At 63.6% G+C, this 12,745-nt stretch carries 11 protein-coding genes; 6 read left to right on the forward strand and 5 right to left on the reverse strand.

Annotation, left to right across the window (positions count from 1 at the left end):
- Nucleotides 1-17 precede the first annotated feature (17 nt).
- The gene (locus VO57_010205; GenBank protein ID XBL68510.1) at nucleotides 18-272 is read left to right on the forward strand and encodes a DUF4170 domain-containing protein; all 255 of its coding nucleotides are present in this window, start codon (nucleotides 18-20) and stop codon (nucleotides 270-272) included.
- A gap of 25 nt (nucleotides 273-297) precedes the next feature.
- Nucleotides 298-798, forward strand: a complete 501-nt coding sequence (locus VO57_010210; GenBank protein XBL68511.1) for a GNAT family N-acetyltransferase — start codon at nucleotides 298-300, stop codon at nucleotides 796-798.
- 32 nt (nucleotides 799-830) lie between these two features.
- Here the strand turns inward: VO57_010210 and greA are convergent, their stop codons facing one another.
- From greA to carA, 5 genes are all read right to left on the reverse strand, one after another.
- Nucleotides 831-1,298: a transcription elongation factor GreA gene (greA, locus tag VO57_010215; protein ID XBL68512.1), complete on the reverse strand. Its 468-nt coding sequence runs from the start codon at nucleotides 1,296-1,298 to the stop codon at nucleotides 831-833.
- Between the two features lie 125 nt (nucleotides 1,299-1,423).
- Nucleotides 1,424-4,744, reverse strand: a complete 3,321-nt coding sequence (gene carB / locus VO57_010220; protein ID XBL68513.1) for a carbamoyl-phosphate synthase large subunit — start codon at nucleotides 4,742-4,744, stop codon at nucleotides 1,424-1,426.
- Nucleotides 4,744-5,334, reverse strand: coding sequence for a carbamoyl-phosphate synthase large subunit (locus VO57_010225; GenBank protein XBL68514.1), 591 nt, complete (start codon nucleotides 5,332-5,334; stop codon nucleotides 4,744-4,746). The genes carB and VO57_010225 overlap by 1 nt, the downstream gene beginning before the upstream one ends.
- A gap of 116 nt (nucleotides 5,335-5,450) precedes the next feature.
- The gene (locus tag VO57_010230; protein XBL68515.1) at nucleotides 5,451-6,251 is read right to left on the reverse strand and encodes a ribonuclease E inhibitor RraB; all 801 of its coding nucleotides are present in this window, start codon (nucleotides 6,249-6,251) and stop codon (nucleotides 5,451-5,453) included.
- Nucleotides 6,248-7,426, reverse strand: a complete 1,179-nt coding sequence (gene carA, locus VO57_010235) for a glutamine-hydrolyzing carbamoyl-phosphate synthase small subunit (GenBank protein ID XBL68516.1) — start codon at nucleotides 7,424-7,426, stop codon at nucleotides 6,248-6,250. The genes VO57_010230 and carA overlap by 4 nt, the downstream gene beginning before the upstream one ends.
- Nucleotides 7,427-7,588: 162 nt before the next feature.
- Between carA and VO57_010240 the strand changes: the two genes are divergently transcribed.
- Genes VO57_010240 through rpoD form a run of 4 tightly spaced genes read left to right on the forward strand, consistent with a single transcriptional unit; the run spans nucleotide 7,589 to nucleotide 12,717 of the window.
- Nucleotides 7,589-8,041, forward strand: a complete 453-nt coding sequence (locus VO57_010240) for a GatB/YqeY domain-containing protein (protein XBL68517.1) — start codon at nucleotides 7,589-7,591, stop codon at nucleotides 8,039-8,041.
- Complete coding sequence (locus tag VO57_010245; protein ID XBL68518.1) at nucleotides 8,038-8,751, forward strand: hypothetical protein; 714 nt, start codon at nucleotides 8,038-8,040, stop codon at nucleotides 8,749-8,751. The genes VO57_010240 and VO57_010245 overlap by 4 nt, the downstream gene beginning before the upstream one ends.
- A 57-nt stretch (nucleotides 8,752-8,808) precedes the next feature.
- Nucleotides 8,809-10,710 carry a DNA primase gene (gene dnaG / locus VO57_010250; protein XBL68519.1) on the forward strand — a complete coding sequence of 634 codons (1,902 nt, stop codon included), beginning with the start codon at nucleotides 8,809-8,811 and terminating at the stop codon, nucleotides 10,708-10,710.
- A 3-nt stretch (nucleotides 10,711-10,713) separates the two neighbouring features.
- A complete protein-coding gene (gene rpoD / locus VO57_010255; GenBank protein XBL68520.1) occupies nucleotides 10,714-12,717 on the forward strand; it encodes an RNA polymerase sigma factor RpoD in 2,004 nt (667 codons plus the stop codon).
- Nucleotides 12,718-12,745: the final 28 nt, after the last annotated feature.

Raw genomic sequence — 12,745 nt, forward strand, 5'->3', positions numbered from 1 at the left:
TCAGCGGAAGGCCCCCGATGTCGCAAAATTCGGACAACAACGTTCAGGAAACCACCTCCCCCCAGTTGCTCCATCTGGTGATGGGCGGCCGGGTGAAAGACCCGCGCTCGGTCGAGTTTCAGGACCCGGAGAGCATCCACGTGGTGGGCGTGTTCAGCACCTACGAACAGGCCGAGGAAGCTTGGCGTGCCAATGCGCAGCGCACGGTCGACGATGCGGAAATGAAATACGTGATCGTCCACATTCACAAGCTGCTCGAACCGGCAGCCTGAGCGTCCGCGCGCGACCTGCTCACGCATGAGCTATCGCATCCGTCTTTTCCGCGAGGATGACGCGGATGCGCTGGCGACCATCGCCGTGCGCGCGATCGAGCTGATCGGTCCGCGCGCCTATTCGCGCGATCAGGTGGCGGCGTGGGCCGCGCGCCATGGCGACGACCGCTACTTTATCGAGCGGGTGCGCGATGGGCAGACGATCTTCATCGCGGCGGACGAAGGCGACCACCCCTGCGCCTACACGCTTCTGGAAGTACCGGAGGCCGATGGCTGCCACGTCGACCATCTCTACTGCGATCCCGGCCACACCCGGCGCGGTCTGGCAGAACAGCTGCTAGCCCGCGCCGAACGGTTCGCCCGGGATGCGCGCGCACCGCGGCTCTATACCGAAGCAAGCGAGCTGGCCCGCCCTGCGTTCGAGCGGGCAGGCTATCGCGTGGAGCACAGACGCGACTTTGCGATCGAACACGCGGGCCGCAGCGTGCCGATCCACAATTATGCGATGGAGAAGGCCCTGGCCTGACACCGCAGTTCAAGCGGGTCAGGCCGGCAGGCTCAGATAAATTCGATCTTGTCGACGAGGTAGAACTTGTCGCCCGACGGCACCGTCACCTCGACCTCTTCACCCACCTTCTTCCCGATCAGCGCGCGCGCCAAAGGCGAATTGTAAGAGATGCGGGCTGACTTTGCGTCCGCTTCGGTCTGGCCGACGATCTGGTATTTGATCGGCTTGTCGTCCTCGTCCAGCAGGGTCACGGTTGCCCCGAACACCACCTTGTCGCCAGACAAGGTCGAGGGATCGATAATCTGCGCGCGGGTTACGCGGTCCTCGATCTCGGCGATCTGCGCCTCGACCTGACCCTGACGTTCCTTCGCGGCGTGATATTCGGCGTTTTCCGAAAGATCGCCATGTGCACGCGCTTCTTCAATCGCGTCGACGATCTTCGGACGTTCCGCGCGCAGGGCTTTAAGATCGGTCGTAAGCCGCTCATAGCCTTCTGCCAGCATCGGAACTTTTTCCATGGGTACCCCCGATCTATCCTAAATGGTCTGCACGCCCGCCACATCTTTTCCGAAAGTCCCGCCTGCGCCGCGCCCGGATCGGGGCGGTAGAGGCAAGGAGCGGTTTTCGGGGAGGAGAGCGGACGTCAGGTCCCGGAATAATAGGATTGCAGAGAGCGAACTTCAAGCGGTTGAGACGTAAGGGCAGTAATCGCCTCCACAGCTGCGCGCCCGGCAGACGCCGTGGTGAAGTACGGCACCTTGTGTTCGAGCGCGCTCGCGCGGATCGACTGGCTGTCGCGCAGGCTCTGCCAGCCTTCGGTCGTGTTCAGGATCAGGTCGATTTCGTGGTCGATGATCCGGTCGACGATATGCGGGCGACCCTGAGCAACCTTGTTGACCAGCGTGACCGGGAGGCCCTGATCGGCGAGGTAGGCGTGGGTGCCACCGGTCGCGACGATCTCGAACCCGTCCTCCACCAGTTCGCGCACCGCATCGACGATTGCCGGCTTGTCGCTATCCTTTACGGACACGAACGCCCTGCCCCCGCGCGGCAAGATCATCCCTGCGCCCAACTGCGCCTTCGCAAAGGCCATCGCGAATTCGCGGTCCAGCCCCATCACCTCGCCGGTGGATTTCATCTCGGGTGAGAGAACCGGGTCCACGCCGGGGAAGCGGCCCCAGGGGAACACGGCTTCCTTGACCGCGACATAATCCAGCTCGCGCGTGATCGGCGGCAGGTCGGCCAGTTTCTCGCCCGCCATGATCCGCGCAGCATATTTGGCGATCGGCTGCCCGATCGTCTTGGCGACGAACGGCACCGTGCGGCTTGCGCGCGGGTTGACCTCGATCAGGTAGATTTCGCCTTCCTTGACCGCGAACTGCGCGTTCATCAGGCCAACCACCTTGAGCTCGCGCGCCAGCGCTTCGGACTGGCGCTCGATCTCCTCGACCACTTCCGCGCTCAGCGAATAGGGCGGCAGGGTGCAGGCGCTGTCGCCCGAGTGTACGCCCGCTTCCTCGACATGCTGCATCACGCCGGCGACCACGATGTCGGTCCCGTCGCACAGCACGTCGACATCGCATTCGATCGCATCGCGCAGATACTGGTCGACCAGCACCGGGCTTTCGCCCGACACCTTCACCGCGCTGGCAATGTAGTCGTCCAGCTGGGCTTCGGAATCGACCACCTGCATCGCGCTGCCGCCGAGCACGTAGGACGGGCGCAGCAGCACGGGATAGCCGATCTTGCGTGCGGCGGCGGCGGCTTCATCGCGGCTCTTGGCGATGCCGTTGTCGGGCTGCATCAGCTTCAGCTTGTTGACCAGCTTCGCGAAACGCTCACGGTCCTCGGCCAAGTCGATCGCGTCGGGGCTGGTGCCGAGGATCGGAATGCCCTCGTCCTCCAGCGCCTGCGCCAGCTTGAGGGGGGTCTGGCCGCCGAACTGGACGATCACGCCGACCAGCTCCCCCTTCACCATCTCGCGCGCGAGGATTTCGAGCACGTCTTCCGCAGTCAGCGGTTCGAAATAGAGGCGATCGGAGGTGTCGTAATCGGTCGAGACGGTTTCCGGGTTGCAGTTGACCATGATCGTCTCGAACCCGGCATCGCTCAGCGCGAAACAGGCGTGGACGCAGCAATAGTCGAACTCGATGCCCTGCCCGATGCGGTTGGGGCCACCGCCCAGAATGACGATCTTCTTGCGATCCGACGGATCGGATTCGTCTGCCGGGGCACCGAAGGCCGGGGCCTCGTAGGTCGAATACATGTAGGGCGTGACGGCCTCGAACTCGGCGGCGCAGCTGTCGATCCGCTTGTAGACCGGCAGCACGCCCAGCTTGTGGCGCAGCTTGCGCACTTCCTCGGCGCTGGTCGCGCCCGCCATCGCCTGCATCGCATCGTGCAGCAGGCCCGAACGGGCAGCCTGCGCACCCGGCGCCGCGCCGACCGACTGGACCGCAAGCCGTGCGAGCTGGGCATCGGAAAAGCCCATCGCCTTCAGCTTGCGCAGCTCGGCCGCATCGCGCGGCAGGCCGTTTTCGGCGACCTGCTTCTCCGCCTCAACGATGGCTTCGATCTGGCGCAGGAACCACGGATCATAGGTGGTCGTCTCGCGGATCGTTTCGAACGGCAGACCGGCGCGGAACGCCTGCCCGATGCCGAGCAGGCGCGAGGGCGTGCGGCGGCTGATCGCGGCGAGGATCTGGTCGTGCGAGGCGTCTTCCAGCTCCTCGACCGGGTCGAGCCCGTCGAGCCCGGTTTCCAGCCCGCGCAGCGCCTTCTGCAGGCTTTCGGGGAAGGAACGGCCGATCGCCATGACCTCGCCGACAGACTTCATCGCGGTCGAGAGCACCGGCTCGGCGCCCTTGAACTTCTCGAACGCAAACCGGGGAATCTTGGTGACGACATAGTCGATCGTCGGCTCGAAGCTCGCGGGCGTCGCGCCGGTGATCTCGTTGGTGATCTCGTCCAGCGTGTAACCGACCGCCAGCTTCGCCGCGACGCGCGCGATGGGGAAGCCAGTCGCCTTCGATGCCAGCGCAGACGAGCGCGAGACACGCGGGTTCATCTCGATCACGATCAGGCGGCCGTTCTCGGGATTGACCGCGAACTGCACGTTCGAGCCGCCCGTCTCCACGCCGATCTCGCGCAGCACCGCGATGCTGGCGCTGCGCATGATCTGGTATTCCTTGTCGGTCAGCGTCAGCGCAGGCGCGACGGTGATCGAGTCGCCGGTGTGCACACCCATCGGATCGACGTTCTCGATCGCGCAGATGATGATGCAGTTGTCGTTGCGATCGCGGACAACCTCCATCTCGTATTCTTTCCACCCGAGCAGCGATTCCTCGATCAGCACCTCGGTGGTGGGCGACGCATCGAGCCCTTCGCGCACGATCCGCTCAAATTCCGATTTGTTATAGGCGATCCCGCCGCCCGTCCCGCCGAGCGTGAAGCTGGGACGGATGATCGAGGGGAGTCCGGTACGCTCGAGCACCTCGAACGCCTGATCGACGCTCCGCGCGACTCCGCTGGCTGCGCTTTCGAGCCCGATCTTGTCCATCGCCTCGCGGAAGCGCTGGCGGTTCTCCGCTTTGTCGATCGCATCTGCATCGGCGCCGATCATCTGCACGCCGTGCTTTTCCAGCGCGCCGCTCTCGAACAGCTTCAATGCGCAGTTCAATGCGGTCTGCCCGCCCATCGTGGGCAGCAGCGCGTCGGGCTTCTCCTTGGCGATGATCTTCTCGACCACCTCGGGCGTGATCGGCTCGATATAGGTCGCGTCGGCGAACTCGGGATCGGTCATGATCGTCGCCGGGTTCGAATTGACGAGGATGACGCGATAGCCCTCCTCCTTCAGCGCCTTGATCGCCTGCGTGCCCGAGTAATCGAACTCGCACGCCTGCCCGATGATGATGGGGCCCGCGCCGATGACGAGGATGGAGGAAATGTCGGTACGTTTGGGCATCAGGACTCCGAGGGGGTTTTAGGCGCGGCGATGCGCAGGCCGGTATAGCGATTGACGTAGGCGAGATAGTCGACCGTGCCGACCTCATAGCCATGGACGAAGGAACAATTGCGACGAATCTGGACGAGCTGCGTGTCGCGCTTGATCGCGATGTAGCTCAGCACGTGGTGATCGTGCGGCTTGCGGCGGCGGGTGATGATGTCGAGCTCGCGCACGTCGCCGTCATAGGCGCGCGCGCGGTCTTCCTCGATATGCCCCTCGCGCTTGCGCTGGCTTTTTTCAGCTTCGTAGGTCGCTTCGAGGTCGAAGGCGGCGTCGCTGTAGCCTTGAGTGGCGGCGACCACGCGGCAATCCATCCGCCCGCCGACGGGGTATTTGCTCTCTTCGCGAAAGAGCACCGGCCGCCAGAAGGTGACCACCGGCACCCCGCCCGGCCCCGCCTCGATCTCGACCGAGCCATCGGCGGCGAAGATTACGCCAGGCGCGAGTTCGACCGCGGGCCATTCCTGCGCAGGCGCGGGAGCTTGGGCAAGCGCGGGGGCTGCCGCTGCAAGGCCGAGAGCCAGCATCGAGAGAGAGCGCGCGAACATCCTGTTAGAACTCGCGATCCTGCCGCAAGACAATAGCCCCCGCAGCGATGACGACAGAGAAGCAACTGTCAGCATATTTGCGCCTCTCGGTCCGGTGTCCGCTGTTGAAATACGCATCAATCGAGCTGTGCATGCCAGCCATCCATGATCGCGTTGTGCTTCTCGGCGAGGAGATAAAGGTCCCGAAGCGTGGAGGTTCGCCAAGGCTCATCGATAATTTCTGACCTGTCCGCCATCAAACAATCCGTGCTGACCAGCCACTCAACATCTCGCCCGGTCTCTGCGATAGAGCGATGTCTTTTATCCACGTGCCAGTATTGCTCATCGCCTTTGCGGTGAACCTGCAAGCCTAACGATCGCAGCTCTTCGGCAAGTGCGTCGAGATCGTCCCCATAGAAGAAATAGACCACATGTCGGGCCACGGTCAGATCGCTACCCTCATCGCGAATGAGGTCCAGCGTCGCCTTGGCTCGTTCCACTTCGTTGGCAACTCGACCGCTGACCGGAATGCCCCCGCAATTTTCCCGATACTCCGAAGGGTTGGTGTCACCGATTGGGCCGCGCTCATTTGTCGCCAGGCAGCCCCATCCATCGCACCGCACAGAGAAGGCATCTTCGATCTGCAGATAGGTTATCGCCATCTCGCGCATTGTTTCATCGTCGGTTTTCTGAGGCCGGACCAAAAAAAGCCAAGGCTTCCCGTCCTCGTCCTTTTCGATCAGTTCCAGAACCTCGAAGCCCCAGTTTGCGCTCGCTTCCGCGACTCTCTGCAAATCCGTCAGATCTCCGCGAAACGAGACATCGACAGGCCGCGTGACGTCGGAGACATCCCCATTTCTTCTCAATCTGGTCAGGACGACGCGGTCTTCATCCCACGCCTCGTCCCACCGAGCCTGATCGAGAAGAATGGACTTCACCCCAGCATCCCCACGAACTTTTCGAACAGGTAGAAGCTGTCCTGCGGCCCCGGGCTCGCCTCGGGGTGATATTGCACCCCGAACGCGCGCTTGCCCTTGATCGCGATGCCGCAATTGGTGCCGTCGAACAGCGAGACGTGCGTCTGCTCGACATTCGCGGGCAGCGTGTCGCCGTCGACTGCGAAGCCGTGGTTCATGCTGGTGATCTCGACCAGTCCGGTCGCATCGCCCCAGCCCTCACCCACACGCTGCACCGGATGGTTGGCACCACGGTGGCCCTGGAACATCTTGGCGGTCTTTGCGCCCGCCGCTAGGCCGAGCAGCTGGTGGCCCAGACAAATGCCGAAGATCGGCACGTCACGTTCCAGCAGGCCCTGAATCACCGGCACCGCATAGGCGCCGGTCGCGGCAGGGTCGCCCGGGCCGTTGGAGAGGAACACGCCGTCGGGCTCGTGCGCCAGCACATCCTCCAGCGAGGTTTCGGCGGGCACCACCGTCACCCGCGCGCCCGCGCGGACCAGCTGGCGGAAGATATTGTCCTTCGCGCCATAGTCGATCGCGACCACGTGCGGCTTGCTCGCCGCGCTCTCGCCGTAGCCCTTGCCCAGCTCCCACGCGCCGCCGCGCCAGCCTTCGTGCGCCTTGCGCGAAACACGCCGGGCGAGGTCCATGCCCTCCAGCCCCGGCCACTCGCGCGCTTTCTGCAAGAGCGCGTCGAGGTCGAACAGGCCGTCCGCCGCATGCGCGATCACCGCATTGGGTGCGCCGTTCAGACGGATGAGGCGGGTCAGCGCGCGGGTGTCGACGCCGGCGAGGCCGATCTTGCCCTCGTCCTTCAGCCAGGTGTCGAGATCGAGCGTGGAGCGGAAATTGCTCGGGCCCGTGGGAATTTCGCGCATGATGCAGCCAAGCGCGCTCTCAACCTTGCTCTCGATGTCTTCCGGATTCGCGCCGACATTGCCGATGTGCGGGAAGGTGAAGGTGACGATCTGCCCGGCATAGCTCGGGTCGGTCATCACTTCCTGATAGCCGGTCATCGAGGTGTTGAAACACACCTCCCCAACGGCGCTTCCCTCGGCTCCGCAGCCGATACCCCACAGGGCCGTACCATCGGCAAGAAGCAACAGGCCCGTCGCGCCTTCAGGCTGCGCAGGAGTGATCTCGGCTGAAGCCATGGGCTTGTCCGTTCCTTTAAATTTGTCCGGCGATGTGTGCTAAGCCATCCGGCTAGGCCTGCACTCCGCGCCCGTCAAGCGCGTGAAGCGTCTCCCACCCACAGGAACATTTGTTATAGGCGCTCGTCTGAAGAGATAAGAGATAAAGGCAAACCGGAAACCATGATTCGCGATACCATCAAGCAGGAAACGATCGCCGCAATGAAGGGCGGCAACAAGGAGCGGACGGCCGCGCTCCGCCTCATCCAGGCCAAGATCAAGGATCGCGATATCGAGCAGCGCACCGCCAAGGGCGAGGTCAACGACGACGAGCTGGTGACCGACGTGCTGATGAAGATGGCCAAGCAGCGCAAGGAATCGATCGCGATGTACCGCGATGGCGGGCGCGACGAGCTCGCCGCGCAGGAAGAGGCCGAACTGGCCGTGATCGAGGAATTCCTCCCCAAGCAGATGGACGAGGCCGAGACGCGCGCCGCGATCGACCAGGTGAAGACCGATCTGGGTGCAACCGATATCAAGTCGATGGGCAAGGTCATGGCCGAATTGAAGGCGCGCCACGGCGCGACGCTGGACATGACGCGCACCTCGGGCTGGGTGAAAGAGGCGTTGCAGTGATTTCACGCTTCGCCTGTTGTGCCGCACTGCTGGCACTGGCCGCCTGTTCGGGCGGATCGGAAGAGGCGGAGCCCGCCCCTTCTCCCTCACCCACGCTGACCAGCGATGCACCGTCGGAACCGCGCAATCTGGTGGCGTCCGATTTCGGCGAGTTGAAGATCGGGCCGAAGATCGAAGGGCCCGTGGGGCCGGAAGTTGAGGCTTCGATCGTCGCGGGCGGGCGGTCGATCGGCGATATCGTCAGCTATGTCGCGTGCCCCGAAGAATATGACACTTGCGACCCCGAGGATATGCCCGAAGGGACGGTCTATACATATGTCCATATCGTGACCCCGGGCACGGACGAGCCCAATGATCCACCTTTCACCCGGCCCGTGGGGCTGGACGAGGTGGAGGCAGCGACGGTGTTCGCCACCGTGCGCGAGGCTTACGGCTTCACCGGCGCGATCGGCTACGACCGAGAGCAAGCTGCAAAGGCCATCGGCCCCGATGGCGTGATCCGGGTCGAAGACGATAATGGCACACTGGTGTGGCGCGCCGTTGGCGGCAACAACTGGGGCACGGGCGAGCCGATCACCTTCTTCTGGCAGAGCACCCTGCCGCCCGAAGGCCCGGCGGAAGCCTACACGCTGCGCGCGGACGAAAAGATCGCGCTGGCAACCGGCCCCTTCCCGCCCAAGGTCGAAAAGCAGGACGACACCGCTCCCTGATCCGGCCGGCCGTTCGTATCTCGACTTCGTCGGGTGCGAACGGCTAGAACGCATCCAATGGCGCTCTCTCCACAATGGCTCGATCAGCTGCGTACGCGGGTGACGCTTTCCAGCGTCATCATGCGGACGACCAAGCTGCAGCGCGCAGGGCGCGAGTGGAAGGCGTGCTGCCCGTTTCATGACGAAAAGACGCCCAGCTTCACGGTCAACGACCAGAAGGGCTTCTACCACTGCTTCGGCTGCGGCGCGCATGGCGATGTGATCCGCTGGATGACCGACCAGCGCGGCCTCACCTTCATGGATGCGGTCAAGGAACTGGCGGTGACTGCGGGGATGGAAATGCCCGCACCCGACCCGCGAGAGGCGCAGAAGGCAAAGCGCCGCGCCGGGCTGCACGACGCGATGGGCGCAGCGCAGGAATTCTTCGTGCGCGAACTGGCCGGCCCGCGCGGCAACGCGGCGCGCGATTATCTGGACAAGCGCGGCTTCTCTCCGGCGACGATGCGGGAATTCGGCTTCGGCTATGCCCCGGACGAGCGGCAGGCACTCGCCACCGCGCTCGGCACGCTGCCGCCGCAACTGCTGGTCGAAGGCGGGCTTCGGATCGCGATCGACGGCAAGGATCCCTACGACCGTTTCCGCGACCGGCTGATGCTGCCGATCCACGATGTGCGCGGGCGGGTGATCGCGTTCGGCGGACGGATCCTCACGGCGAAGGACGGCGCGCCGAAATATCTCAACTCGCCCGAGACGCCTTTGTTCGACAAGGGGCGCACGCTCTACAACATCCATCGCGCCAGCCCGGCCGCGCGCAAGAGCGACCGGATCGTGGTGGTCGAAGGCTATATGGATGTCATCGCGCTCGCCAATGCAGGGATTGCCGAAGGCGTCGCCCCGCTCGGCACGGCGCTGACCGAGAATCACATCGCCGAGCTGTGGCGCCACGTGCCCTGCCCGATCCTGTGCTTCGATGGCGATGCCGCAGGCCAGCGCGCGGTGCGCCGCGCGATCGAGCGAGCACTGCCGCTTTTGAAGCCGGGGCACTCGCTCAAGATCGCATGGCTGCCCGCCGGGCTCGACCCGGACGACCTCATAAAGAAAAAAGGTGTTGCAGCTTTCGAACAGGTGCTGGGCAGCGCGCAGTCGCTGCTGGAGGCGTTGTGGACGCTCGAAATGCAGGCCGCGCCGCTCGACACGCCGGAGGCGAAGGCGGGGCTGAAGGCGCGCCTGATGACCCATATCGAGTCCATCGAAGAGCCCGATGTCCGCTCGCTCTACCGCCGCGACCTGCTCGACAAATTCTCCGCCTTCGCCTTTCCGCGCCGCGAAAAAGCGCCATTTCAGCCGCGCAAACAATGGCGCCGCGATGAGCCGGAGCCGCTTTCGCCCGAGCTTGCCAAGCGGCTCGCCAACCTTTCGCAAGGCGGCCAGCGGCAGCGCCTGCTGGCCGATGTGGTGGGCCAGCTCGCCCGGTTTCCCGAGCTGGTCGAGAGCCACCGCGAGGCGCTTGCAGAGCTGGGCGAGATCGACCCTGCGACATTTTCTTTGTTCGATCCTGTGCTCGAACGCGCAGAAACGCTTGAAGCCGACGGTAAAAAGGCCATATTCCACGAGCGCTGGGGCTCCCGGTCCGCTGAACAATCCGTATCTGGCTTGCCTAGAGAAGCCCACGATGCAGCGACCGCGCGCGAGGACCTGGCCGAAGCCATCGAGTTGCTGGTCGAAGGGCCGGCGCTTGAAAAGGCGCTGGCTGCCGCGACGGAGCGTTTCGAACACGATCCCGAAGGCGCGTTCGCCGAACAGCAGCGTCTGCTCAAGCGGAAGCTGGCGTTCGACGCTCGCTTGGGCCAGATGGCGACGAGACGGATCGCGCGAGCGACACCGATACGAGATTCAAAAGCCGCTGCTGTTCCTGACGAAAACGGGGAACACATCGGCAAGGAAACGGATTTTCAATAGCCCATGGCATCCGAAGCGAAGACCAAAGAGACCGAAGATGCTCCTCTGATCGACCTCAACGAGGCGTCGATCAAGAAGCTCATCTCAAAGGCGAAAAAGCGCGGCTACGTTACCTATGACGAGCTTAACGAAGCGCTGCCGCAAGGCGAGATGAGCTCCGACCAGATCGAGGACATCCAGGCCGCGATTTCGGAAATGGGCGTTCAGATCGTCGAATCGGACGATGAGGTTGAATCCGAGAAGGACGAGGTCGAGGAAATCGCTCCTGATTCGGGTGCGAAGAAAGATACCAAGTCCGCCGCTGCCGCGCCCAAGAAAACCGTCGACGCGCGCACCGACGATCCGGTGCGTATGTACCTGCGCGAAATGGGCGCGGTCGAACTGCTCAGCCGCGAGGGCGAAATCGCCATCGCCAAGCGGATCGAGGCCGGTCGCGACACCATGATCATCGGGCTGTGCGAAAGCCCGATCACCTTCCACGCGATCATCCAGTGGTCCGACGCGCTCAACGAAGGCGAGATGCAGCTGCGCGAGATCCTCGATCTCGACGCGATGCTGTCCAAGGAACCTCCCGTCGACAAGATGGAGGAGGAGAACGAGGACGACAGCGGCGAAATCTCCGAAGAAACCGCTGGCCCGACCATCCGCGAGGATGACGACGACGACGATGACGAGACCGCCGAGGGCGACGAAGACGGCGACGGCGAAAGCAAACGCCGCGACGACGACGACGAAGAAGACAACACGATGTCGCTGGCCCAGATGGAGGCCGCGCTCAAGCCCGACGCGCTGGAGCGCTTCGCGCGCATCACCGACCTGTTCAAGAAGTTCGAGAAGCTTCAGGCGGAACGCGTCGACGTGCTCGGCCGCGGCGATGCCTTCCCGGCCGCCAAGGAAAAGAAGTACGAGGATCTGCGTGAGCAGCTGACGGCGGAAGTTGAAAGCGTGCAGTTCCACGCGACCAAGATCGAATTCCTGGTCGACAACCTCTACGCCTTCAACCGTCGCCTGACCGCGCTCGGCGGCCAGATGCTGCGGCTTGCCGAACGCCACAAGATCAAGCGGATCGACTTCCTCGACGCGTATCTCGGCAATGAGATGGACGACGAGTGGCTGACCAGCCGCACCAAGGACAAGAAGTGGGCCGCCTTCGCCGAGAAGGAAGCCGAGTCGATCGAACGCATCCGCACCGAGATTTCCGACATCGCCAGCCAGACCGGCATGGCGCTGGAAGAATTCCGCCGGATCGTGAACATGGTCCAGAAGGGCGAGCGTGAGGCACGCATCGCCAAGAAGGAAATGGTCGAGGCGAACCTGCGCCTCGTGATTTCCATCGCCAAGAAATACACCAACCGCGGGCTGCAATTCCTCGACCTGATTCAGGAAGGGAACATCGGCCTGATGAAGGCGGTCGACAAGTTCGAGTACCGCCGCGGTTACAAGTTCAGCACCTATGCGACGTGGTGGATCCGGCAGGCGATCACCCGCTCGATCGCCGACCAGGCGCGCACGATCCGCATCCCAGTCCACATGATCGAGACGATCAACAAGCTGGTCCGCACGAGCCGCCAGTTCCTGCACGAGCAGGGCCGCGAGCCCACGCCCGAGGAAATGGCCGAGCGTCTTTCGATGCCGCTCGAAAAGGTGCGCAAGGTGATGAAGATCGCCAAGGAGCCGATCAGCCTCGAAACGCCGATCGGCGACGAGGAAGATTCGCACCTGGGCGATTTCATCGAGGACAAGAACGCGATCATCCCCGTCGATGCCGCGATCCAGAGCAACCTCAAGGAAACCGTTACCCGCGTGCTCGCCAGCCTGACGCCGCGCGAAGAACGCGTGCTGCGCATGCGCTTCGGCATCGGGATGAACACCGATCACACGTTGGAAGAAGTTGGCCAGCAGTTCAGCGTGACGCGCGAACGTATCCGCCAGATCGAGGCAAAGGCGCTGCGCAAGCTCAAGCACCCGAGCCGCAGCCGCAAGATGCGCAGTTTCCTCGATCAGTAACCAGAAAGGCCCCGGCAATCACCGGGGC

This window comes from Citromicrobium bathyomarinum (assembly GCA_001306305.2).
GTDB classification, from domain to species: Bacteria; Pseudomonadota; Alphaproteobacteria; order Sphingomonadales; family Sphingomonadaceae; genus Alteriqipengyuania; species Alteriqipengyuania bathyomarina.

Excerpts from the sequence above, each read along its gene's own strand:
- VO57_010210 (XBL68511.1), top strand. The coding sequence starts at position 298 with ATGAGCTATCGCATCCGTCTTTTCCGCGAGGATGACGCGGATGCGCTG.
- carA (XBL68516.1), bottom strand. The coding sequence starts at position 7,426 with ATGGCTTCAGCCGAGATCACTCCTGCGCAGCCTGAAGGCGCGACGGGC.
- VO57_010225 (XBL68514.1), bottom strand. The coding sequence starts at position 5,334 with ATGTTCGCGCGCTCTCTCTCGATGCTGGCTCTCGGCCTTGCAGCGGCA.
- dnaG (XBL68519.1), top strand. The coding sequence starts at position 8,809 with ATGGCGCTCTCTCCACAATGGCTCGATCAGCTGCGTACGCGGGTGACG.
- carB (XBL68513.1), bottom strand. The coding sequence starts at position 4,744 with ATGCCCAAACGTACCGACATTTCCTCCATCCTCGTCATCGGCGCGGGC.
- rpoD (XBL68520.1), top strand. The coding sequence starts at position 10,714 with ATGGCATCCGAAGCGAAGACCAAAGAGACCGAAGATGCTCCTCTGATC.
- greA (XBL68512.1), bottom strand. The coding sequence starts at position 1,298 with ATGGAAAAAGTTCCGATGCTGGCAGAAGGCTATGAGCGGCTTACGACC.
- VO57_010240 (XBL68517.1), top strand. The coding sequence starts at position 7,589 with ATGATTCGCGATACCATCAAGCAGGAAACGATCGCCGCAATGAAGGGC.
- VO57_010205 (XBL68510.1), top strand. The coding sequence starts at position 18 with ATGTCGCAAAATTCGGACAACAACGTTCAGGAAACCACCTCCCCCCAG.